This window comes from Kitasatospora sp. NPDC048298 (assembly GCF_043201465.1).
Taxonomy (GTDB): domain Bacteria; phylum Actinomycetota; class Actinomycetes; order Streptomycetales; family Streptomycetaceae; genus Kitasatospora.
Genome location: NZ_JBICYZ010000034.1, coordinates 13,040 through 33,659 on the forward strand (window position 1 = coordinate 13,040; position 20,620 = coordinate 33,659).

At 73.7% G+C, this 20,620-nt stretch carries 21 protein-coding genes; 11 read left to right on the forward strand and 10 right to left on the reverse strand.

The window, feature by feature from the left end; genetic code table 11:
* Nucleotides 1–10: 10 nt before the first annotated feature.
* Nucleotides 11–745 (reverse strand): Crp/Fnr family transcriptional regulator, encoded by a 735-nt coding sequence (locus ACGF0D_RS24220; protein ID WP_392919462.1) that lies wholly within the window; start codon nt 743–745, stop codon nt 11–13.
* Nucleotides 746–918: 173 nt separating this feature from the next.
* Between ACGF0D_RS24220 and ACGF0D_RS24225 the strand changes: the two genes are divergently transcribed.
* The 7 genes from ACGF0D_RS24225 (at nt 919) to ACGF0D_RS24255 (ending at nt 6,636) form a co-directional block, all read left to right on the forward strand.
* Nucleotides 919–1,662, forward strand: a complete 744-nt coding sequence (locus ACGF0D_RS24225; protein ID WP_392919465.1) for a hypothetical protein — start codon at nt 919–921, stop codon at nt 1,660–1,662.
* A gap of 7 nt (nt 1,663–1,669) precedes the next feature.
* Nucleotides 1,670–2,086: a hypothetical protein gene (locus ACGF0D_RS24230; RefSeq protein ID WP_392919467.1), complete on the forward strand. Its 417-nt coding sequence runs from the start codon at nt 1,670–1,672 to the stop codon at nt 2,084–2,086.
* Nucleotides 2,083–3,321 carry a protein phosphatase 2C domain-containing protein gene (locus tag ACGF0D_RS24235; protein WP_392919470.1) on the forward strand — a complete coding sequence of 413 codons (1,239 nt, stop codon included), beginning with the start codon at nt 2,083–2,085 and terminating at the stop codon, nt 3,319–3,321. The genes ACGF0D_RS24230 and ACGF0D_RS24235 overlap by 4 nt, the downstream gene beginning before the upstream one ends.
* Nucleotides 3,318–4,484: a hypothetical protein gene (locus ACGF0D_RS24240; RefSeq protein WP_392919473.1), complete on the forward strand. Its 1,167-nt coding sequence runs from the start codon at nt 3,318–3,320 to the stop codon at nt 4,482–4,484. Before ACGF0D_RS24235 ends, ACGF0D_RS24240 begins: the two co-directional genes overlap by 4 nt.
* 16 nt (nt 4,485–4,500) lie before the next feature.
* Nucleotides 4,501–5,151, forward strand: a complete 651-nt coding sequence (locus tag ACGF0D_RS24245; protein ID WP_392919476.1) for a VWA domain-containing protein — start codon at nt 4,501–4,503, stop codon at nt 5,149–5,151.
* A 716-nt stretch (nt 5,152–5,867) separates the two neighbouring features.
* Nucleotides 5,868–6,131 (forward strand): hypothetical protein, encoded by a 264-nt coding sequence (locus tag ACGF0D_RS24250; RefSeq protein WP_392919479.1) that lies wholly within the window; start codon nt 5,868–5,870, stop codon nt 6,129–6,131.
* Nucleotides 6,103–6,636, forward strand: coding sequence for a DUF6879 family protein (locus tag ACGF0D_RS24255; RefSeq protein WP_392919482.1), 534 nt, complete (start codon nt 6,103–6,105; stop codon nt 6,634–6,636). Before ACGF0D_RS24250 ends, ACGF0D_RS24255 begins: the two co-directional genes overlap by 29 nt.
* Nucleotides 6,637–6,804: 168 nt before the next feature.
* On the opposite strand, the gene ACGF0D_RS24260 is transcribed toward ACGF0D_RS24255, so the two are convergent.
* From ACGF0D_RS24260 to ACGF0D_RS24270, 3 genes are all read right to left on the reverse strand, one after another.
* Nucleotides 6,805–7,371, reverse strand: a complete 567-nt coding sequence (locus ACGF0D_RS24260) for a hypothetical protein (protein ID WP_392919485.1) — start codon at nt 7,369–7,371, stop codon at nt 6,805–6,807.
* Nucleotides 7,372–7,575: 204 nt separating this feature from the next.
* Nucleotides 7,576–7,953 (reverse strand): hypothetical protein, encoded by a 378-nt coding sequence (locus ACGF0D_RS24265; RefSeq protein ID WP_392919488.1) that lies wholly within the window; start codon nt 7,951–7,953, stop codon nt 7,576–7,578.
* On the reverse strand, nt 7,950–8,759 hold the full coding sequence (locus ACGF0D_RS24270) for a nucleotidyltransferase domain-containing protein (protein WP_392919491.1): 810 nt from the start codon (nt 8,757–8,759) through the stop codon (nt 7,950–7,952). The genes ACGF0D_RS24265 and ACGF0D_RS24270 overlap by 4 nt, the downstream gene beginning before the upstream one ends.
* A gap of 131 nt (nt 8,760–8,890) precedes the next feature.
* Between ACGF0D_RS24270 and ACGF0D_RS24275 the strand changes: the two genes are divergently transcribed.
* A complete protein-coding gene (locus ACGF0D_RS24275; RefSeq protein WP_392919493.1) occupies nt 8,891–9,328 on the forward strand; it encodes a DUF4259 domain-containing protein in 438 nt (145 codons plus the stop codon).
* Nucleotides 9,329–9,335: 7 nt separating this feature from the next.
* Here ACGF0D_RS24275 and ACGF0D_RS24280 read toward each other — a convergent pair whose 3' ends face one another.
* Nucleotides 9,336–10,571 carry an MFS transporter gene (locus tag ACGF0D_RS24280; RefSeq protein WP_392919496.1) on the reverse strand — a complete coding sequence of 412 codons (1,236 nt, stop codon included), beginning with the start codon at nt 10,569–10,571 and terminating at the stop codon, nt 9,336–9,338.
* Nucleotides 10,572–10,719: 148 nt separating this feature from the next.
* Here ACGF0D_RS24280 and ACGF0D_RS24285 point away from each other — a divergent pair, with 148 nt between their 5' ends.
* Complete coding sequence (locus ACGF0D_RS24285; protein WP_392877843.1) at nt 10,720–11,163, forward strand: winged helix-turn-helix transcriptional regulator; 444 nt, start codon at nt 10,720–10,722, stop codon at nt 11,161–11,163.
* 90 nt (nt 11,164–11,253) lie between these two features.
* On the opposite strand, the gene ACGF0D_RS24290 is transcribed toward ACGF0D_RS24285, so the two are convergent.
* Complete coding sequence (locus ACGF0D_RS24290) at nt 11,254–12,396, reverse strand: DUF6777 domain-containing protein (protein WP_392919497.1); 1,143 nt, start codon at nt 12,394–12,396, stop codon at nt 11,254–11,256.
* Nucleotides 12,397–12,933: 537 nt separating this feature from the next.
* Between ACGF0D_RS24290 and ACGF0D_RS24295 the strand changes: the two genes are divergently transcribed.
* Nucleotides 12,934–14,301: a streptophobe family protein gene (locus ACGF0D_RS24295; RefSeq protein ID WP_392919500.1), complete on the forward strand. Its 1,368-nt coding sequence runs from the start codon at nt 12,934–12,936 to the stop codon at nt 14,299–14,301.
* Nucleotides 14,302–14,403: 102 nt separating this feature from the next.
* Here ACGF0D_RS24295 and ACGF0D_RS24300 read toward each other — a convergent pair whose 3' ends face one another.
* The 4 genes from ACGF0D_RS24300 to ACGF0D_RS24315 all read right to left on the reverse strand — a co-directional run bounded on the left by ACGF0D_RS24300 (nt 14,404) and on the right by ACGF0D_RS24315 (nt 19,058).
* The gene (locus ACGF0D_RS24300; RefSeq protein WP_392919503.1) at nt 14,404–14,778 is read right to left on the reverse strand and encodes a DUF1304 domain-containing protein; all 375 of its coding nucleotides are present in this window, start codon (nt 14,776–14,778) and stop codon (nt 14,404–14,406) included.
* Nucleotides 14,775–15,794, reverse strand: coding sequence for a serine/threonine-protein kinase (locus ACGF0D_RS24305; RefSeq protein ID WP_392919626.1), 1,020 nt, complete (start codon nt 15,792–15,794; stop codon nt 14,775–14,777). The genes ACGF0D_RS24300 and ACGF0D_RS24305 overlap by 4 nt, the downstream gene beginning before the upstream one ends.
* A gap of 62 nt (nt 15,795–15,856) precedes the next feature.
* Entirely contained in the window at nt 15,857–16,447 is a 591-nt protein-coding gene (locus ACGF0D_RS24310; RefSeq protein ID WP_392919506.1) for a hypothetical protein, read from the reverse strand.
* Nucleotides 16,448–16,646: 199 nt separating this feature from the next.
* A complete protein-coding gene (locus ACGF0D_RS24315) occupies nt 16,647–19,058 on the reverse strand; it encodes an FHA domain-containing protein (RefSeq protein ID WP_392877833.1) in 2,412 nt (803 codons plus the stop codon).
* Between the two features lie 203 nt (nt 19,059–19,261).
* Here ACGF0D_RS24315 and ACGF0D_RS24320 point away from each other — a divergent pair, with 203 nt between their 5' ends.
* Nucleotides 19,262–20,611 (forward strand): acyltransferase, encoded by a 1,350-nt coding sequence (locus tag ACGF0D_RS24320; RefSeq protein ID WP_392919508.1) that lies wholly within the window; start codon nt 19,262–19,264, stop codon nt 20,609–20,611.
* Nucleotides 20,612–20,620 lie beyond the last annotated feature (9 nt).

Here is a 20,620-nt window from a genome sequence, read left to right on the forward strand (position 1 = left end):
CCCGGCGCTTTTACGTGTTTGGTGGGATCGCCGGTGAACCGGCCGGCTCGGCCGCGGCGGCGATCCGGGCGAGGTGGTCCAGGTCGAGGATGGTGATCCTGCGGTAGCCCGTGACGATCGCGCCCGACTCCCGCAGCACCCGCAGGGCCTTGTGGATCGACGACTCCGCGGCGCCGACCAGGGTGGCCATCTCCGGCTGTGACAGCGGGAGTTGGGCCTCGTTGCGGCCGGGGCGCCGGTAGGTGACGGCAAGGTGGTGCAGGATCCGGGCCAGTCGCCCGAGCACGTCGCAACCGGTGAAGTCGACGATCCGGCCGGTCGCCGTGCGCAGCTTGGCCACCACGCTCGCGTTGAGCGCGAGCCCGATGGCGGGGTGCTGCTTCGTGCACGCCACCAGTTCGGAGGGCAGGATGTAGCGGGCCAGCACCCGACCGCAGGCGGTCACGGTGCCGACGCGCGGCTGACCGTCGATCCCGGCGAGCTCCCCGACGAGGTCCCCGGCCATCCGCACGGCCAGCAACGCCTCCCGACCGTCCTGCGCGTGCGCGGTGACCTTCACCGTGCCGCCGATCAGGAGCAGCGCGAAGTCCGAGGTGTCGGCCTCGCGGATGGTGATCTGACCGGCCGGGTAGACCACGCCGTGGCCGAGCCCCAGCAGGACCCGGCGATCGGCCTCGCCGACCCGGCCGAGCAGCCCGGCGGGCGGCCAGTACGCCCCGGCCCCGCGCATCCGTGTGTTGCCCATCGGTCACCCCTCTTCCTCGTCCGGCCGAAGCCGGACAAGCCGTATTAGTAGCCGGTCTACCCGAGGACCCCTCCTCTACGGTCTCGGTAACCATCGTGTCGGCGCCGGGAATCCGGTGTCGACGGCAGCTCGGTCTTCGAACTGCCGGCCCCCGTCGTGATCGCGGAGGGAATGTGAATCCGAGGTACGAGTACCGAGCCCTGCTGGCCTGCGACATCGCGGGTTCCGCGGGCCGCGGCCAGCAGCCGCTGCAGGAGATCCGCGGTGTGCTGCGGTCCGCGCTGTTCGGCGCCCTCGGCGTCGCCGAGCTGGACCGGCGAGACTTCGCGTACGTGGACACCGGCGACGGCTGCCGGCTCGTCGCCCCGGCCGGGCTGCCCAAGGCCGGACTGCTGGTCCCGCTGCTGCCGGAGCTGTGCTCGCGGATCCGCGAGCACAACCGGCACGCCGGCCCGGTGACCCGGCTGCGGGTACGGGCCGCCGCGCACGCGGGGGAGGTCCGGCTCGATCCGGACGGCACCGTCTCCGGCACCCCGTTCGAGGCGCTCGCCCGGCTGCTCGACTCGCCCCCGCTGCGGCACGCGGCCCTGGCCGGTCCGGACGGCACCCCGGTGGCCGCGATGCTCTCGCGGCACTACTACGAGGAGACGGTCGGGCACGGCTACGAGGGGCTCGACGCCGGGGCCTTCACCGCGACCGAGGTCCGGGTCAAGGAGTACGCCGCACCGGCCTGGCTCTGGTACCCGGGCAGCCCGGTCGGGCCGCACGGCGGTCCCGGCCCGGAACCCGGCTCCCGCGAGCGGGGGGCGGAAGCCGAGCCGCGGAGCGTGGAGCAGCTCGTCCGGGCCACGGGGAACGGCACGGTCTTCGCCGTCGGCCGAGGTGGTCAACACATCCGCTACAACGAACGGGGCTGAAGCGTCGATGAACCAGGAACTCGCCGAACTGGCCGCGAGCGGAGCCACGGCTCTGGTGTCCGCGATGGGCACCGATGCGTGGAACGAGGCGAAACGACTGATGAGCGGCCTCATCGCCCGGGCCCACGGCAGCCGCCGCAGGGAACTCGCCGTCGCGCTGGAGTGGGGGTCGACGGCCACGAGGGGAGCGGTCGACCCCCAGGCCGTGGACTTCTGGACCGAGGCCCTGTTCCAGTTGCTCGACCGGGACCCGGCCCTCGCCCAGGACGTCATGGCCCTGGTGACGCTGCGGACCGCGCACCGGCCGGACGTCGCGGTCCAGGTCAACTCCGCCACCGGCTCCGGCGAGGTGTTCGCGGTGCAGCACGGTGACCAGCACTTCGCCTCCGGTCCGAGGTCCCGCGATCGTGAGGAACGGTCGTGAGCGGGGGCGACGGCCGGCGGGACGGCCTGACGGACGGCTGGGTGCGGGCGGGGCTGGTCGCGGCCGTCGTCATCGGCGCCTTTGCCGAGGTCAGCACGCCGCACCGGCACTACGGCTGGCTGGTGGAGGCGTTCGCCCTCGCGGCGGTGGGCGTGGTCGGCGCGGCGGCCGCGCTGGGGTCCGAGGCCGCCGCGGCGCCTGCCCGGCAGCGGGACCGGGCCGAACGGGAGTCCCGGCTCGTTCGGGAGCCGCGGCCCGACGCGACGGCCCCGGGCTGCCGCTTCGTCACGGCACCCGCGGCACCCGTGGCACCGGCGGCGCCGACGGCCCAACCCGGCAGGCCCCGGCCGTTCCTGCGCGAGAGGCCGACCGACCTGAGCGTGCCCCGCTTCGGCGACGGCGCGCGGGCCCAGGGCTACCCCTGGCTGCTGCCGGACCGCACCGTGCAGAACGGGATCGCCGCCGACGAAGCCACCGTCGGCGCCCTCACCCTCCGCGCGGCCTCCGTCGTCGGGCCCGGCCACCGCTGCGGACAGCCCGCCGAGCCGCGACAGGACTCCTACCGGATCGGGCGGAGCCCGGACAGCCGGTACGCGATCGTGGCCGTGGCCGACGGCCTGTCCAGCGCGGCCTGGTCCGACGTCGGAGCCACCGCGGCCTCCAGCCAGGCCGTCACCCTGCTGCGCGAGCAGATCGAGACGGTCGGCTTCGACCGGCTCGACGTCAAGGCGCTGTACCGGCGGATCGCGGAATCGATCGCCGCCCACGCGGCCGAACGCAAGGTCGGCACCTCGCACCTGGCCACGGTGCTGATCACCGCGGTGATCGCCGAACCGGACGCGAACGGCGTGGCCCGAGCATGGGTCGGATGGCTCGGTGACAGTTCGGCCTGGACGCTCGACCCGCGCGTCCCACGGTGGCAGTTCTCCGCCGGCGAAGCCAAGGACCGCGCGGCCGCGGTGGTCTCCAACGAGGTCGCCGGCCGTCTGCCGGACACACCGCACCTGGCCGTGGACCAGTACCTCACCCTGGCGGCCGGTGCCGCCCTCGCGCTGGTCACGGACGGCATCGGCGACGCCTGGGCGGACCCGACGGGCAACGTCAACGACTACTTCGCCAACGCCTGGCGCGCGCCCGTCCCGGCCACCCGGTTCACCGCCGACGTCGGATACGACGCACCGCAGTGCCTCGACGACCGCACCGCCGTCGTGGTGTGGAACGGCAGGGGGAAATGACCGACTCCGTTCCCCACGCGCGCGACGGCGCCCCGGCGGTGGACCCCCGGGGCTGGACGCTGCCGAGGACCGTGGCCCTCGCCGACCTCGGGCCGCTCGCCGACCCGATCTCCGAACACAACGGCCAGGCCATCGCCGTACGGCCGCTGACGGGCCACCCGGGCTGGCTCGCCAAGCTCTACCGGCCCGGCCTGCGCCAGGAGGACGGCCGCCGGATCGACCTGCTGATCTCGGCTCCGGACACGCTGCCCGCGGCGGAACGGGCGGCCCTGTACGCCGGAACGTGCTGGCCCGCGGCCCGGATCCACGAGCCCGGCAACCCGGCCGTCGGGTGCGTGATCCCGATGGCGCCCGAGCAGTACCGGTCCGAGCTGCGGCGCGGAAAGTTCAGCGAGCGCCGGTTCCTGGAGATCGACTGGCTGGCGAAGTCCGACGAGTCGATCCGGGGCATCGGCCTGCCGAGCCCCGGCTTCGAGGGCCGGCTGACGGCCTGCCGCCGACTGACGGAACTCGCCGCGATCCTGGAGGGCCTCGGCCTGGTCTACTCCGACTGGTCGTTCTCCAACGCCTTCTGGAGCCCGGAGGGGCGTTCCGTCTACCTGATCGACGTCGACGGCTGCCAGCCGAAGAAGATGCCCGACATCCACCAGCCGAACTGGGCCGACCCGCTCACACCACCGGGCTCCGACGCCGACCAGTACACCGACCGCTACCGGCTCGCCCTGCTCGTCGCCAAATGCCTCACCGGCCGGCGGGACGCGAGCACCTTCCACGGCGTCGCCACGTCCCAGTGGCCGAACCAGCCCGCCGTCTCCGAAGTCCTGCTGGACATGCTGCTCGCGGCGGACCGGGAACGCCGGCCCGCGGCCGCCCAGTTGAACCAGTCGCTGAACAACGGGCCCTACCTCAGGGCCGTGCCGCGTCCGACACGGACACCGCTGCCCCAACTGCCGCCGGTGCAGCCGACAATGACGTCACCTCAGCCCACGCCGTACACGGATCCGAAGTCCCCCGCCGTCACCGTCACCGCCGCCGACCGCATCGGCACGGTCGAGGAGAAGCAGAAGCCCACGACCGGCTCGTCCACCCAGTGGACCTGGGTGCTCGCCCTCGTCCTCGCCGTGGCCCTGGCCATCGCCATCGTCATCGCCTCCAACCACTAGCCCAGAGGTGCACACCATGTCACTCTGCCTGCCCACCTACGTGGTGATCGACGCCTCCTCGTCGATGAAGCCGCACGAGTCCGTGCTCAACGCGACCCTCTCGCGCCTGCACTACAACCTGGCGACCAACCCGCGCGTCTCGGAGTTCGCCAGGGTCAGCGTGATCGCCTTCTCCACCGACGTGCACGTGGTGATCCCCATGTCCGACATGGAACAGGTCCCGAGCATGCCCGAAGTGATCTGCGGCGGAGGCACCGCGTACGGCAAGGCCTTCGACCAGCTGCGGCAGAGCATCGAACAGGACGTCAGCACCCTGCGGGCGCAGCAGTACAGCGTGCTCCGGCCGGCGATCTTCTTCCTCACCGACGGCGCCCCGACCGACGTGAGGTGGCGGGACTCCTTCCGCACGCTCGTGGACCGAAACTGGCCGCGCCACCCGCACGTCATCGCCTACGGCTTCGGCGACGCCAGGCGCGAGGTGCTGAAGGAGGTGGCGACCAAGGCGCTGTTCATCGCCGACGGTTCGGACACCGAGTCGGCGCTCAGCGGGGCGATCACCGGCCTGCTCAACACCCTGATCGCCTCCTCGCAGACCGGTCAGATGCAGATCGCCACCGACGTCAAGGGCTTCGAGTACGTCCAGGTCGCCCAGGAATACGTGGACTGACCGGCCATGGACACCAACCCGCGCACCCCGGCACCCCGGGCACTGCGCGCCTCCGTCGGGCTGTCCGTACTGGCCGCGGTACTGCTCGCCTGCGGCGGCGCGCTCTCGGTGGCGGGCAACCTCCTCGGCCCCTCGACGAACGAGGGCGGAGGCGGCCCGCACCCGGCGACGTCGGCGCCGGTCCAACCGCCGGCGCCGGTCCAACCGCCCCCTGAGCTCCCGTCACCCACCGCGGCGCCGTCGCCGAGCAGCTCGCCCTCCGCCTCACCCACCCAGCCGCCCGAGCCCACGACCACCCCCACCACACCGGCGTCCTCCCCGGAGCATCGTCCAGGGCAAGGACCATCCCGGACGAGGACCCCAGCGACGAAGAACGCTGCTCCGTAGCCGCGACACCGGCGGAGTCGCCAAAAACACACACCGCGGCCCAGGTCCGGAACCCGATCCGGACCTGGGTCGCGGTGTGCGTCCCGGCGGACTCCACCGAACCGAGCACCGGATCAGCCGCCCAGATGGGTCAGCAGCAAGTCCGCCGGCGGATAGGAGCGTTCGGCGGGCAGCAGCCGCCGCGCGGCGTCCAACTCCCCGGCCCGCACACGGTCGCGCCCAGTTCCGGCCGGGTGGCTCGGCCCGCTTGTCTCGGTTGCCGGACGTTTGGTCACCTCCAACGAGCGGTAACGCAAGGATGCGCAGCCGACTTGGCACGGGAGGGCACGATGGCACTACGCTTCCACGGGATGGACCCCGAGACCCAGGGAAACGGCTCGCCAACGGTCTGGGTGGACGAGGAGAAGCGGGAGCTGGTGCTCCAGGGCTGGAAGCCGGGCGAGGAACTGCTGGCCGCCATCAGCACGACCGAGTGGGTTCCGGGTCACGCGACCGGCATCCCCGAGGGCGAGGACGTGGTCCGTCTTCCGCTCCGCATGGCGGCGATGATGAGGAAGGCGCTCGATGACGCAGAACGTTCCGGACTTCTCTGACCTGCTGAAGTCCGCTCGGCACTCGGCCGTTCACCTGGAGATGCGGGACTGGTACGGCGTGGGCGACGAATCGGCGGACTTCGCGACGTTCAAGCGGACCGGAGTCCACCCCGACCTCGACCCCGAGTCCGATGGCTGGGCCGGGTGGGCGCCGCTCGTCCGAGACGCCGTCAGCCGTGGCGTGATCATGCGCAGGGCCCGGATCGTCTCGGAGCCGGTGACCGACTACATCCGCTTCGAGCACGCCGGGACCCTCGTGAACATCGAGGCGGGTGAACAGGTTCGTTGGCTTCCACGCCGTGAGGCGTCGGACATCGCGTTGCCGGGCAATGACTTCTGGGTCTTCGACGGTCGGCTGGTCGAGTTCAACCACTTCACCGGCGTAGGGGAGTGGGCCGACCCCAGGTACGAGCTGTCCGAGGACCCGGCAGTGGTGAAGCTCTGCTCCTCGGCCTTCGAAGCGGTTTGGGAGCGCGGCATCGACCACGCGATCTACACCGTCTGACCTCCGCGATCACCGACCGGACCGACTGTTCATGCCCTCCTCGAAGGTCATGTCACGCGAATCAAGCTCCTCAAGCGCATGGCCTACGGACGAGCCAACCTCGACCTCCTACGCCAACGCGTACTCCTCGCCCCATGACCGTGCGACAGCGCACGTCCACAACACCCTTCAGATGTGGGCAGTGAGGCCGGTGACAGGGTCGTGGGAGATCAGCGTCGGCATCCCGGGGTCATACTGGACAACCTCGCCGGTCAGCAGGGCCCGTCGTTGACTGGCCGTCGCCACCTCGACCAGGAACCGCAGCACGGAGGCCACCCCCGCCCCGTCGAGAACGTCCTCGGGCCAGACGGAGAACTCGATCTCCTCCTCATCGCAGGGCAGGGCGAAGAACCACACAGCGCCCAAGCGGGCCCGGAAGGAGAAACTCGTCCCCCGGCCCTCAGGCTCGTCTGCCCAGACGCGGAAGAGGTCAGCGAAGTCCGGACGCACGGGATCGAGCCGGGGGTAGGGGTGCTCGACCTCTGTCTCGTCGGCTACAACACGCAAGCGTTCGAGGACCGCGATCCACTCGCCGCGGGTCGTGTCGAGGACCCGAATGTCCCTCAGGCTGCCGTCGACATGGAAGACATCGCACATCCACGGCTCGGGCAGGCACCGGGCGCGGGTATCGTGCTCATCGGCGTGGACGTCCTCGTGCGTCAACTCGACCTGCCGCCTCGCGTTCATCTCTCCCATGACACCAAGGTAAAACATCGCTACTGCAGGGAAGGACCTGCCCCGGCCGGTTCAGGGGTGGTGATCATATATCCCGGGTCCTGCGTCATCACAAGATCCCCGACAGAGCCCGTAATTCCCCATGGGCCACACATCACACGGTTCGCGTTGCAAGCCCTCCAGGGCTGATCACGACTACCACCAGTGCCGCCACCCAGGTGGTGATCAGCCCTGGATGGCTCCGTTTTCTGGGCCTGGGCCTCGGCCCGGGCCGGGGCGGGTGTCCCGGAGCGGCTCGCGGTCGAGGACCTCGACGTACACGATCCGCCCGTCCACGACGTCCAGGACGAGCATGCCCTCGGCCGGATCGAGCGGGACGCACCGGTGGCCCCGACCGTTCGGCCGGCCGTCCGGATGCGGATCCGTCCGGAAGCTCTGGCAGAAGTCGTCCCCGCAGCGGCACTCCGCGACCAGCCGCAGGCTCCAGGCGCGGGCGGCCAGTTCGGGCTCGCCCTCCCGCGTCAGGAGGTCGACCAGCTCCCCGACCAGATCGGGGAAGACCTCGCGGACCAGCGGGTGGCCCGCCGTCTGCGGCGCCGTCACGGGCGGGGTGCCTTCACGCCGTGGACGGCGGCGTACTCGGCGGCGAGCCAGGGGCCCAGGTCGTCGACGAGTACGGCCAGGGCGGCCTGGTCGGCGGTGGGGGTGCGGGCGATGGTGGCGGCGAGGCGCAACTGGGCGGCGCGTTCGGGGTAGTGGGCGGCGAAGGCCTCGGCGGAGGCGGTGAGGTCGCTGGTCCAGCCGCCCCAGCGCGGCATCACCAGGGTGAAGCCGGTGCGGACGAGCCGGCGCGAGATGCCGCGGGCGAGGCCGCGCAGTTCGGCGTCCGTGGCGGCGGCGGCCAGGCGCTCGCGCCACTGCGGGAGGACCAGGGCGAGGTCGCCGTTGGTCTCCCGGGCGAGCAGCGAGGTGGGGCGGTAGCGGGGGAGCCGGGCGGCGAGGTCCTCGCCGAGCAGCGGGGTGCAGAGGCAGGCGACGAACCAGCCGAGGTCGTGGCGTTCCAGCTCGCTGAGCAGCGTGCCGGTGTCGAAGAGCAGCACGCCGACCCCGTTCACCTGCGCGAACTCGGCGTCGAGCGCGGCCTCGACGGCGTCGGCCGCCGCCCGGTCCGCGGCGCTGGGCGCGTGGTGCAGGGCGAGCAGCAGGTCGAGGTCGGAGACGCCGGGTGTCGCGGTGCCGCGCGGAACGCTGCCGTAGAGGTAGGCGCTGTGCAGGCGGTCGGGGGTGAAGGCCGCGGCGATCCGCTCGCGGGCGGCCGCGACCACGGGCGCGAACGCCGGGGGCACGCGCTCGAGCGAGCCCTCCCGTGCGATGAAGCCGTCCCGGTCCAGCCCCTGAGTGGTGGTCATGGCGGCACTATGTCCCAGCAGCGCCCCGCTGACCAGCGAATATCCGTCGGCCCGCGGATTGTCAGTGGGGTGTGCAAGCATCCGTCGCACACGAACACGAAGACGAACACGAACGGCGTGACGGGGACGGCATGGGCACCTGGGACATCGGGCACTTCGACAACGACTCGGCGGCGGACTTCTGCAACGGCCTGGACGACGCGGCGCCGGGCGAGCGCGAGGCGCTGCTTCGGTCGGCGCTGCTGGGCGCCGTCCGGGCGGAGGAGTACCTGGACTCGGACGAGGCCGTGGAGGCGGTCGTCGCCGCCGCGCTGGTGGCGGCGCAGTGCCCGGGCGGCGTGGCGGTGACGAGCGCCTACGGCCCCGAGGAGCCGATACCGCCGCTCTCCGTCGAGCTGCGCCCGCTCGCGGTGGAGGCGTTGGACCGGGTGGTGGCGGAGGAGTCGGAGCTCGCGGAGCTGTGGGACGAGACGGAGAGCGGTCCGGCCTGGCGGCGGGGCATACGGGAGCTGTGCGACGTCATCGATCCGGTGCCGCCGACGATCGACGTGCCGTTGTTCGACATCTGAGCAGAGGTCAGCGGCGGGCTGCCGTCCACCAGTAGCCGAGTGCGGTGAGGCTGGTGGCGGCGCCGAGCAGGCAGACGGCCGTCCAGCCGCCGTGGTCGTAGACGACGGTGGACAGGATCGCGCCGGCGCCGCACCCGGCGGAGTAGAACAGCATGTAGCCGGCGGTCAGGCGGCTGCGCGCCTCCGGGCGGACCTGGTAGAGCAGGTGCTGGTTGGCGACGTGGACGGACTGCAGGCCGTAGTCGATCACCACCATGGCGAGCACCGGCCACCAGACCGAGTGCGGCAGCAGCGCGGCCGGGAGCCAGCCGACCAGCATGGCGAACAGGCCGATGCCGGTGGTGCGTTCGGCCCGGCCGCGGTCGGCCTGGCGGCCGGCGTACCCGGCGCCGAGCGCTCCGGCGGCGCCGGCGAGGCCGAAGAGCCCGATCTGGGTGTGGCTGAGGTCGAAGGGCGGCGCGGCGAGCGGGAGCACCATCGGGGTGAGCAGCACGGTGACGGAGGTGAAGCTGAGCAGCGCGAGGACGGCCCGGGTGCGGAGCACGCGCTCCTGGGCGAAGAGCACGAACACCGAGCCGACCAGGCGCGGGTAGCCGATCCGCTCGACCGTGCGGTGCCGTTCGGACGGGACGGCGGCCGCGACGGCGAGGGCCATGGCGGCGGTCGCGACGGCGGAGACCAGGTAGACGGCGCGCCAGCCGGCCAGGTCGCCGATGGTTCCGGCGACGGTGCGGGCGAGCAGGATGCCGACCACGATGCCGCTGGTCACGGTGCCGACCACGCGGCCCTGGTCGCCCGGGGCGGCGAGTTGGGCGGAATGGGCGACGACCACCTGGGCGACGACCGCGAGGACGCCGACGGCGGCCATCGCGGCGAGCATCAGCGGGGCGGAGGGGGCGAGCGCGACGGCGAGGAGGGCGAGGACGGACAGGCCGAGCTGGGTGGTGATCAGGGTGCGGCGGTTGACGTGGTCGCCGAGCGGTACGAGCAGCAGCAGTCCCAGGGCGTAACCCGTCTGGGTGAGGGTGCCGACCAGGCCAATGGTGGCCGGGGCGATGCCGTAGTCCCGGGCGATCAGGTCGAGCAGCGGCTGTGAGTAGTAGACGTTGGCCACGGCGAGGCCGCAGGCGACGGAGAGCAGCCAGGCGACGGCGGGCGACAGGCCGCGCGCCGGGGCTCCACCGGGGGTGTCGGGCGGTCCGGCCTCGGCGCAGGCGGCGGTTGTGCGGGCGGGAGAGGACATGGTGGGACTCCCTCGAAGGGCACGGTGGTTTCAAAGTGCTACCGGGAGACCATGGCATATTCTGGTTTTAATAAGCAACCACGCTCCGGTCGGTACGCTGGGCGCCGACCGGTGAGAGTCCGGAGCCGAGAGCCGAGAGGTGGGAGAAGTGCCGAAACGCACCACGCACGAGGAATCGAGCTGCCCCGTCGCCCGTCCGCTCGACGTCGTCGGCGACGGCTGGACGCTGCTGATCGTCCGTGACGCCTTCGACGGGCTGCGCCGCTTCGGACAGTTCCAGAAGAACCTCGGCCTGGCCAAGAACATCCTGTCGGCCCGCCTGGCCAACCTGGTCGCCAACGGCGTGTTCGAGCTCGCACCGGCCGCCGACGGCAGCCCGTACCAGGAGTACGTGCTCACCGAGAAGGGGCGCGCGCTGTTCCCGGTGATCACGGCGCTGCGGCAGTGGGGCGACGAGTGGTTCTTCGAGGAGGGCGAGCCCCGGGCCCGCCTGGTGGACCGCGAGTCCGGCGCGCCCGTCGCACCGGTCGAGGTGCGCTCGGCGGACGGCCGGGTGCTCGGACCGCAGGACGCGCGGGTGCTGCTGCCCTGAGACGCGCCGCCGCCACCGGCCGGGTGGCCGCTGGTGGTGGCGGGTGGCGGGTGGCCGGTGCCAGCGGTGGGCGGGGTGGCGGACGTCGGGTCAGCTCGGCGTGGCGGCGCTCGTGGTCGCGGATCTGGTCCCGGTTCCGGTGGCCGTCGTGACGGCGGTGGTCGTCGCGGGGCCCGCCGTCGTCGTGCCGGTCGCCGGATGGGTGGGCGTCGCCGTCGTCACGGTGGACGTGGGGGTGGATGTGGCGGTGGGCGGGGACGGGGTGCCGGTCGTCATGGTCGTCCCGGACGGCTGACCCGAGCCGGTCGACGGCGTGGCCTTGGAGGTCGTCGTGCCCGGGCTCGTCGCACCGGAGGCCGTGGTGCCCGGCGACGTCGTACCCGGGCTCGTCGCCGTGCCGGGTGAGGTCGTGCCGGGCGACGTGGAGGAGGTGGTCGTGGGCGCGGACGGCTCCCAGGGCGCCGGCGGCGGGATGCCGGGGGCCAGCGGCCCCGTCGGCGGTTCGACGGTCCGGTCCACGACCTCGTCCCGCCCGGTCAGCCGGGAGAACCACCCGCCGGTCTGGAGGTTCACCAGGACGATCTCGGTCACCGGCTGCGGTGCGGGCACCACCACGATCAGCGCGGTCGGCTGGAAGCCCGCCCAGGCCTTCCCGGTGTACCGGGCGTCGCTCACCGGCGTCGGCGGCTTCAGCGGATTGCCGCACGAGCAGCGCACCCGGGGCACGCCCCGGGCGTCCACCAGGACGGCGGTGCCCGCCTGGAGCACGGACTGGTACGCGACCACCGCGCCGCTCCGGTAGCTGTGGTTGGTCACCCGGGTGTCCACCCGCAGGTAGGCGGAGGTGAGCGAGCGCAGGTAGCCCGGGATGTCGGCCTGCGCGATGCCGGCGGCCGAGGCCCAGGCACGCCCGGCGTCCCCGGTCGAGACCATCCCGATCAGGCGCTCGGTGTCGCAGCTCGGCTTGCTCATCGTCCCGGCGTACAGCCCGGCCGAGCTGCCCTCGACGCTGTGGAGAACCGCCGTGGGGCCGCTTCCGGGCGAGGTGCCGCCCGGATGCTGCGCCGTCGGGGTGACGGGGGCGGGCGCGGGGGCGCTCACCGCCTGGGTCTCCACCGACGGGGTGAACGGGTCCGGCCCGGGATCGGCCGGGGCCTGCAGGGCGACCTCGTTCGCCGTCGGCACGGTCGAGTGGTGGCCGCCCTGGTTGCCGGCGATCAGAACGGCGGCCACCGCGGCCACCGCCACCGTGCCCGCCGCCAGGGCCAGCCCCTTCCCGGAGCGCCACCAGGGCCTGTGCGCACCGGGCCCGGGCCCGCCGGCTCCGCCTGGTCCGCCCGTGCCGCCGGGGCCACTCGCACCCCCGGCACCACCCGTCCCGGATGCCTCGTACGGGCCCGAAGGCGGAGGAGGTGTGGACGGCGGTCCGGCCGCGTCACCGCCGGACGGCGGCCCGGCCAGCGGTCCGGAGGGCGGCCCGGACGGAGGCCCGGACGGCGGACCCTGCGAAGGCTCGCCGGGCGGACCGGACGGAGGCGGCTGGGAGGACATCGAGGCTCCGTTTCGCAGGCGGTCGGCCGACCGGGGCCGGCCCCGGAAGCTCCGGCCGTCGGCTTCCCTTTCTCCCCCGCGGCCCCGTCCGCCGCAACAGCAGGTGGGCCGGGCGTCGCCGAGCGTGCCCGCCGACCGTCGGCCACCCTGGAAGCCCCACCGGCAACCGGTCGGCTGCCGGCCGGAGCCCAGGCACCCCGCGCACGACGAGGAGGCGGCATGCAGCAGCCCACCACCCGGGCCGCCGGCCCACCCGGTGCCGTCCGCGGCTGGCTGGAGGCGCTCGCCGTCGTGGTGGCCGGGCTGGTGGCGATGGCGGCGGTCGCCGCACTCGGCCTCTGGCTGGCCGGCGCCGACGACCTCCCGGACGGCGGCGTCCCTGCCGTGCTGGCCGCGACGCTCGCGCTCGCCGTCGGCGGCACCGTCCGACTCGACGGCGGCGCGGGAGACTTCGCGGCCGTCGGGGCCGAGATCAGCGCGATGCCGCTGAGCGTCTCGGTCGCCGGCGCGGTCACCATGGCCGAGGTGTTCCTGCGCCAACTGCGCTTCCGCGCCGTCGCGGGTGGCGGAGAGCTGCTCGGGCGGATCGGCCGGACGGTGCTGCTCTGGCTGCTCGCCCTGGTGCTGATCACCCTCGGCGCCCGGCACACCTTTGTCGTCCCGCTCGGCGACGACCTGGCGCAGTCGATCGGCGGCGCGCTGGGGCTCACCCCGGAGGTCGGCTTCCACGCGGACGGCCCGACCACCGTCGGCATCGGGCTGGCCTGGCTGCTGGTGGTGCTCGCGCTCACCTTCGCGGTGTCCCGGCGGGCCCCGCTGCCGGCCGCCCTGGTGCGCCACCAACTCGCCGTCCGCCCGGCGGCGTTCGCGCTCTGGCTGGTCCTGCTGGCGTACCTGGCGATCGGCGCGGTGGTCGGGGTGCTGACCGTGATCGTGCACGGCAACGCCCGGCAGACCCTGGTCGTGCTGCTGCTCGCACTGCCCAACCTGGCCTGGCCGGCCTTCGGCGTCGGGCTCGGCGCCGAGTGGCACGGGCGGCTGATCGGCGCGCTCGGCCTGCCCGTCCCCGAGCCGCTCAGCGCCGTGCTGCGCACCTCCGAGGGCGGGCAGGCGACCGTCGACCTCGGCACCCTCGCGGAGCAGGACGCGCGCAGTTGGTGGCTGCTGCCGCTGGCCGCCGTCCTGCTGCTCGCGGCCGCGTTCCTGGCGGCCGCCCGCTCACCGCGCACCGTCCGGCTCTGGCAGCACGCCGTCCGGTTCGCGCTCGCCGCTGCCGTCACCATGCTGCTGGTGGGCCTGTGGACCCGGGTGGACGCCGACTACGGGCTCTCGGTGCTCGGCGTCGGTCTCGGCCTGGGCGGCCTGGGCGACCTGCTGGGCGCCGTGCTCGGCGGCACCAGCCCGCCGGCCGCGCTGGGCAGCGGCAGCCTCACCCTGAGCCCGGTGCTCTGGACGGCGGTGCCGCTCGCGGCGGGTTGGGGGCTGTTGACCGGCGCGCTCGGCGCCCTGCTCGCCACCCGGGTGCGGCACCGCGGCGAGGTCGCCGGAGGCGGGGAGGAGGCGCCCACGGGTGGGCCTGCCGGTTGACGGGATCACCCGGGCGGTTCACGTCGGGGGCCTGCTCCGGGTGGGGGCGCGCCAGCGGTCGGTGGGCGCCCCGGCTGCGGTGCCCGCCTGGGGCGGCCGGGTTCAGAACGCCTCTGCCAGGAGGATGACGGCCGCCGGTACCGCCTGGCCGAGCGCGCCCCGCCAGAGCTTCGGCTCGGAGCAGAACAGGGTGATCCCGCCCGCGAGCATGAACGCGGCGACGTAGAGCACCAGCGCCCGTCCGGCCCCCGGGTGGCCGGCGTGCAGCAGGACCAGGCCGGTGACCAGGCCGAGCGCCAGGAACAGGTTGTAGAAGCCCACGTTGACGCGCCACAGCCGGACCTCCGGGGCGTCCGCCGTGCTGCCGGTGAGCAGCCGGCGCACCCGCGGGTGCCCGTACAGGAAGCTCTCGAGCGGCCAGACGATCAGGTGGATCGCCGCGGCGACCACGGCGAAGACCTGGCTCACGGCGTTCACGGCGGACGGCTCCCTCCGGGCGGGGACGACCAGGACGGTTGGACGACCGGTGCGGCCCAGGCGGGCGGCCGGGGCACCGCCGGCGGGTCGGGGGCGAGTGCCGGGACGACCCGGGTGGGCGGCCCGTCCGCGTGCCACGGCTCCGGTGCGGCGGCGGCGGCCGCCGCGCGCAGTTCGGTGACGAAGCCGAGGCAGCTCGGGTACCGCTCCCCGGGCGTCTTGGCGAGCGCCCGGGAGACCACCGCCCCGACGGCGGCCGGCAGGTCGGGCCGGTGTTCGCGCAGTGCGGGCGGCGGGTCGTTGAGGTGTGCCCAGAGCAGCGCGAGGTCGCTCTCGCGGCGGAACGGCGGGGCGCCCGCGAGCATCTCGAACACCACGCAGCCGAGTCCGTACTGGTCGCAGCGCCCGTCCAGCGGCTTGCCGGAGATCTGCTCCGGCGCCGCGTAGTCGAGCGTGCCGACGATCTGGCCGACCCCGGTCAGCCCGCTGAGCGACAGGGACTTCTTGGTCAGCCCGAAGTCCGCCAGGTACAGGTGCTCCGGGTGCTCGCTGTCCGTCCCGGCGGCGACCAGCACGTTGCCCGGTTTGACGTCCCGGTGCACCAGGTCGTGGGCGTGGGCGGCGTCCAGTGCCGAGGCGATCTGGAGGGCGAGCCGGACGGCGCGCTCGGCCGGGAGCGGTCCGGAGCGGGTCATCAGGGCGCGCAGGTCGCCGCCCTCGACGTAGCGCATCGCGAGGAACAGGATGCCGTCCTGCTCGCCCGCGTCGAACACCGGGATGATGTGCGGGTGGTCGATCGCGGCGGCGGCCTCCGACTCGTGCATGAAGCGCTGCCGGAACACCTCGTTGCGTGCCAGTTCGGGGGCGAGCAGTTTGACGGCGACGGTCCGCCCGAGCCGCAGGTCCTTGGCCCGGTAGACGACGGCCATGCCGCCGCGCCCGATCTCGGTCTCCAGCCGGTAGCCGGCGACCTGCCGCCCGACCAGCCCGACCAGCCCGGCGGGCAGGCCGGGCAGACCGGACGGCTCGGCGGGCGGCTCGTCGGCGGGCGGCCCGGTGGGTGGCAGCTCGGCGGAGGTCACGGCTCACCGGTCCGGGTGGGGGCGGACGGGCTGTGCGCGGACGGGTCGTTCGCGGCTGGGCCGGGCACGGGCGGAGGGCCCGACCACGGGGAGGTCGGCGGCACCGGCCGGTCGGTGGCCGCGTACGTCTGGAGCTGGAGCCCGTCGCCGTAGCACCAGCGGTCGTGCAGCGGGTCGAACAGCCAGAGCGCCCCGCCGTCCACCACCAGGCCGATCCGCAGGCCGCGGGTGCGCTCCCGGAAGGTCTCCAGGTCGAGGGCGCCGGTGGCGAGGTCCTCCAGGAGGGCGCGGTAGCGGTCGAGTGCGCCCCCGGCGTCGGCGAGCGCCGGGCGCGGGTCGGCGGTCCGCGCGGGCGGGCCCCCGGCGGCGGGCGGCGGCTGCGGCAGGGCGACCAGCAGCCGCCCGTCCACCCAGGCGGTCCAGCCGTTGGAGCAGAGGATCCGCGCCCAGTCCCCCCGGCGGTCGAGCAGTCGCAGCGGCAGCAGCGCGTCGAGCCGGGCGGTGGGTTGGGTCGGGTCCGGCGCCGCCCAGGAGGCCATCCCGTCCGGTGGGGCGACGTGGGTGGGGCGGAACGCGAACTCGTCCATGGGCGGCTACATTTCCTCCGCCGCGCGATCCCCGCCGCGCGCGGCACGACTCGCACCACAGGTCGCCTCCCACTCTACCGGCGCCGGCCCGAGCCCGCGGGGCTCACCGGTCACTGGTCACTGCCCGATGCCTTGTGCCCAACGCCCGTTGTCCGTCGGGCCCGTCGGGCCCGGCCGGCAGGCCCGGGCGTCGAGGCCGTCAGCGCCGCATGATGCTCGGCTCGTGCCGCCGCAGCAGGACCAGCACCACCAGGCCGTACAGCAGCGAGAGCGCGGGCAGCAGCACCATGCTCAGCACCCAGCCGGACCGCTGGTGGCGGAACATCGGGTCGGCGGTGATCGCGTTCGGGAAGATGCCGTGCAGTTCGACGGTGCGTGCCATCGCCGACATGCCCCAGCGGGACGGGATCAGCCAGGCGAACTGCTCCAGCCCCGGCACCCCGTGCAGCCTGAGCATCAGGCCGCTGAAGACGATCTGCACCACCGAGAGGAGCACCAGCAGCGGCATGGTGGCCTCCTCCTTGTCCACCAGCGCCGAGACCACCAGGCCGAGCATCATCGCCGAGAAGGCGAGCAGCGCGACCGCGATGATCAGCTCGGGCAGCTGCGGCATCACCACTCCGGTCGGCACCGCGAAGGACAGGTTCACCCCGGCCAGGCCGACCACGGTCAGTACCGCGGCCTGGGCCACCGTGACCGTGCCCAGCACCACCACCTTGGAGACCAGGTAGGCCGATCTGGACAGCCCGACCACCCGCTCCCGCCGGTAGATCGCGCGTTCCTTCACCAGTTCGCGCACCGAGTTGGCGGCGCCGGTGAGCAGACCGCCGATGCAGAGCGTGAGCAGGCAGTTGACGGCGTTGTCGGGGGAGAGCCGGGAGCCGGCCATCGCCCGGCACATCAGGCCGATGACGAAGGGCAGCACCACCATGATGGTCAGGAAGAGCCGGTCGGCGGCCAGCACCGAGGTGTACCGGCGCACCAGCGTGCCGAGTTGGGAGAACCAGCCCTGCGGCTTCTCCCAGGCGATCGGGGGAGTGGCGGACACCGGAGGGCCCTGGTCCGCACCGGGGTGCAGTGCCTGGCCGACGTACGGGGCTTGACCGGCGCCCGGTGCCGGACCGTGGTGCGGCGCGGGCCAGGCCTCGGCCGCGATGTAGTGCGCGTACTGCGGGGAGTCGCGGAAGCGCTGCTGCCAGGCGGCGTGGTCCTCGTGCTCGAAGGCCTCGAAGGCCTCCGGCCACTCGTCGAAGCCGAAGAACTCCAGCGCCTCGCCGGGCGGCCCGTAGTACGCCGTCCGCCCGCCCGGGGCCAGCACCAGCAGACGGTCGCAGACGTTCAGGCTCAGCACGCTGTGCGTCACCACGACCACCGTCCGGCCGTCGTCGGCCAGCCCGCGCAGCATGCGCATCACCGAGCGCTCCATGCCCGGGTCCAGACCGGAGGTCGGTTCGTCGAGGAAGAGCAGGGACGGCTTGGTGAGCAGTTCCAGGGCGACGCTGACCCGCTTGCGCTGACCGCCGGAGAGGCTGGCGATCACCTGGTCGGCCCGGTCGTCCAGGCCCAGCTCGTGGATCACCTCGCGGACCCGGGCCGCCCGCTCCTGCGGGTCGGTGTCGCCGGGGAAGCGCAGCTCGGCGGCGTAGGACAGGGCGCGGCGGACGGTGAGCTGGGTGTGCAGGATGTCGTCCTGCGGGACGAGGCCGATCCGGCGGCGCAGCTCGGCGTAGTCGCGGTAGAGGTCGCGTCCGTCGTACAGCACCGTGCCCAGGTCGGCGGGGCGCAGCCCGGTGAGGGCGTTGAGCAGGGTGGACTTGCCCGCGCCGCTCGGACCGGCCACCGCGAGCAGCGCCTTCTCGGCGAGCGGGAAGCCGACGTCGTCCAGCAGCACCCGGTGGTCGGGGCCGACCCGGACCACCAGGTGTCGGACGTCCAGGGAGATCTCGCCGGTGTCGGTGTACTCGACCAGCCGGCCGTCGGCCAGGCAGAACGCGGAGTGGCCGATGCCGACGATGTCGGCAGGGCCGACCGGGGCGCGTTGGACGGGGCGGCCGTTGAGGTAGGTGCCGTTGTGGCTGTCCAGGTCGACGATCTCGTGCCCGCCGCCGGGCAGGGCACGCAGTTCGGCGTGGTGGCGGGAGACCACCAGGTTGTCCAGGACCAGGTCGTTGTCGTCGGAGCGGCCGATCCGGACGCTGTGACCGAGCAGCCGGTGGACGGCGCTCGGGCGGCGGAAGGTGCCGGAGGCGTGCGGGGCGACCAGTGACGGCCGCCGGTGCGCGGTGGGGGCCGGGAGGGCGGCGAAGGTCGCGGACAGGCCGTCGGCCGGATCGCCGAAGCGCAGCCGGGTGCCCGGGCCGACGTTCTCCTGGTGGACGCGGCGGCCCTCGTCGTAGGTGCCATTGGTGCTGCCCACGTCCTCCAGCAGCCAGTGGCCGTCGTCGGCGCGCAGGATCGCGTGGTGCCAGGAGACCCGGGGGTCGTCCAGCACGATCTCGCTGGTCGGGTCGCGGCCGAGGTGGTAGGCCCGGCCCGGGTCGATCAGCTGCGAGTCGCTGTCGGTGACCAGCACGAGGGGCGGCGCGGTGGGCGCGCCGGGGCGCTCTCCCATGGTGGGCATTCTATCGCCGCCGCTGTCGCCGCGGCGGTCGAAGTGCCGTTCCGGAGTGCGGGATTGGACTGGACCACTGCCTTCGCGCAGCACTATCGTTCGGCGTGCCCGCGGAGCGCGCGCCGCCGCGACGGCCTGCGTGCTGCCCCGCGCGCCGCCCCCGCGCGTCGCCGGACGTCGTCGAGTGCTTCGGAACGGATCCCATGAGCATCTGGCCGCAGTTGCGAAGATCCCGGACCGTCCGGGCCGGGCGCGCCACCGACCGGGTGCTGCGCTGCGGGCTGATGGACACCATGCTCGCCGACCTCGCCGTCTCGGTCGTGCTCTGCTTCGAGCAGCCGCTGGACGACGACCGGCTCGCCGCCGGCCTGGCCCGCGCGCTGGAGCGGGTGCCGGTCTTCGCCGGTCGGCTGCGCACCGTCGAGGGCGTCCTGGAGGCGGTCTGCGACGACACCGGCGTGCCGTTCGAGGTCTACACCGCGGAGGGCACGCTCGCCGAGGCGATGGGCCGGGCGACGGTGGCCGGCTCCGAACTGGTCGCCCCGTTGGACGCCCCCGCCGCGCGCGAGGGCGGCGTCCCGCTGCTCACCGTACGGGTGACCCGTACGGCCGACGGCGGCACGGTGCTCGGCTGCTCCTGGCACCATGCGATCGGCGACCTGCACAGCTTCATGATGCTGCTGCGGATCTGGTCCGCGGCGGTCGAGGGGGAGCCGCTTCAGGAGGCCGAACTCGTGGACGACCAGGACGAGTTGCTGGCCGAGGTGCTCCCCGACGAGGACTGCGGTCGGCCCGGATTCCGGGTGCCGACGACGGCGGAGGCGGAGCTGCTGGCCCGCGAGGTGGCGGCCGGTCCGCGGGCCAACCGGATCGTCCAGATCGCCTTCACCGAAGCCGAAGTGGCCCGGATGCGCGCGGAGTTCGGTGCGGCGACCGGGCGGCGGCTCTCCTCCGGGGACGTGCTCTGCGCCCACCTCCTCAGCACCCTGCGGGAGTTGGACGGGGACGACGCCGAGCGGATGCTGACCGTTCCGGTCGACGTGCGCCGCCGGCTGGGCCTGTCGCCCGCGCTGGTGGGCAACCTGCTGAGCGAGATCCACGTACCGCACCGGCCCGAGGAGGGCCCCGCGGTGCTGGCGGGCGCGCTGCGCGCGGCGGTCGAGGAGTTCCCGACCGCGCACCTCAACCTCCGGGCCAACCTGTGGTTCCTGGCCACCCTCGGCCGCTCGCGGCTGCGCGACTGCGTGCCACTGGGCTTCGACCCGGGGGCGCGCCGGTTCAGCTTCTCCAACTGGAGCGGCTTCGGCGCCTACGCGGTGAGTTTCCAGGGGTGGCGTCCGGTGTTCTTCAGCCCGGCCGCCAACTATCCTATCCCCTGGGTCAGTTGGACGGTCGAGGGGTTCCGGGGCGAGGGCCGGCTGGCCACCGTGGTGCTGCCGGCCCGGCTCGCCGCCCGGGTGCGCGGGGCGGAGGGCCGGGCGGCGGTGCACCGCTTCCGGCGGGCCGAGGACCGGCCGCCCGCGTCGGCGGCCGTCCTGCCCAAGGTGCTCTGAGGACCTCTC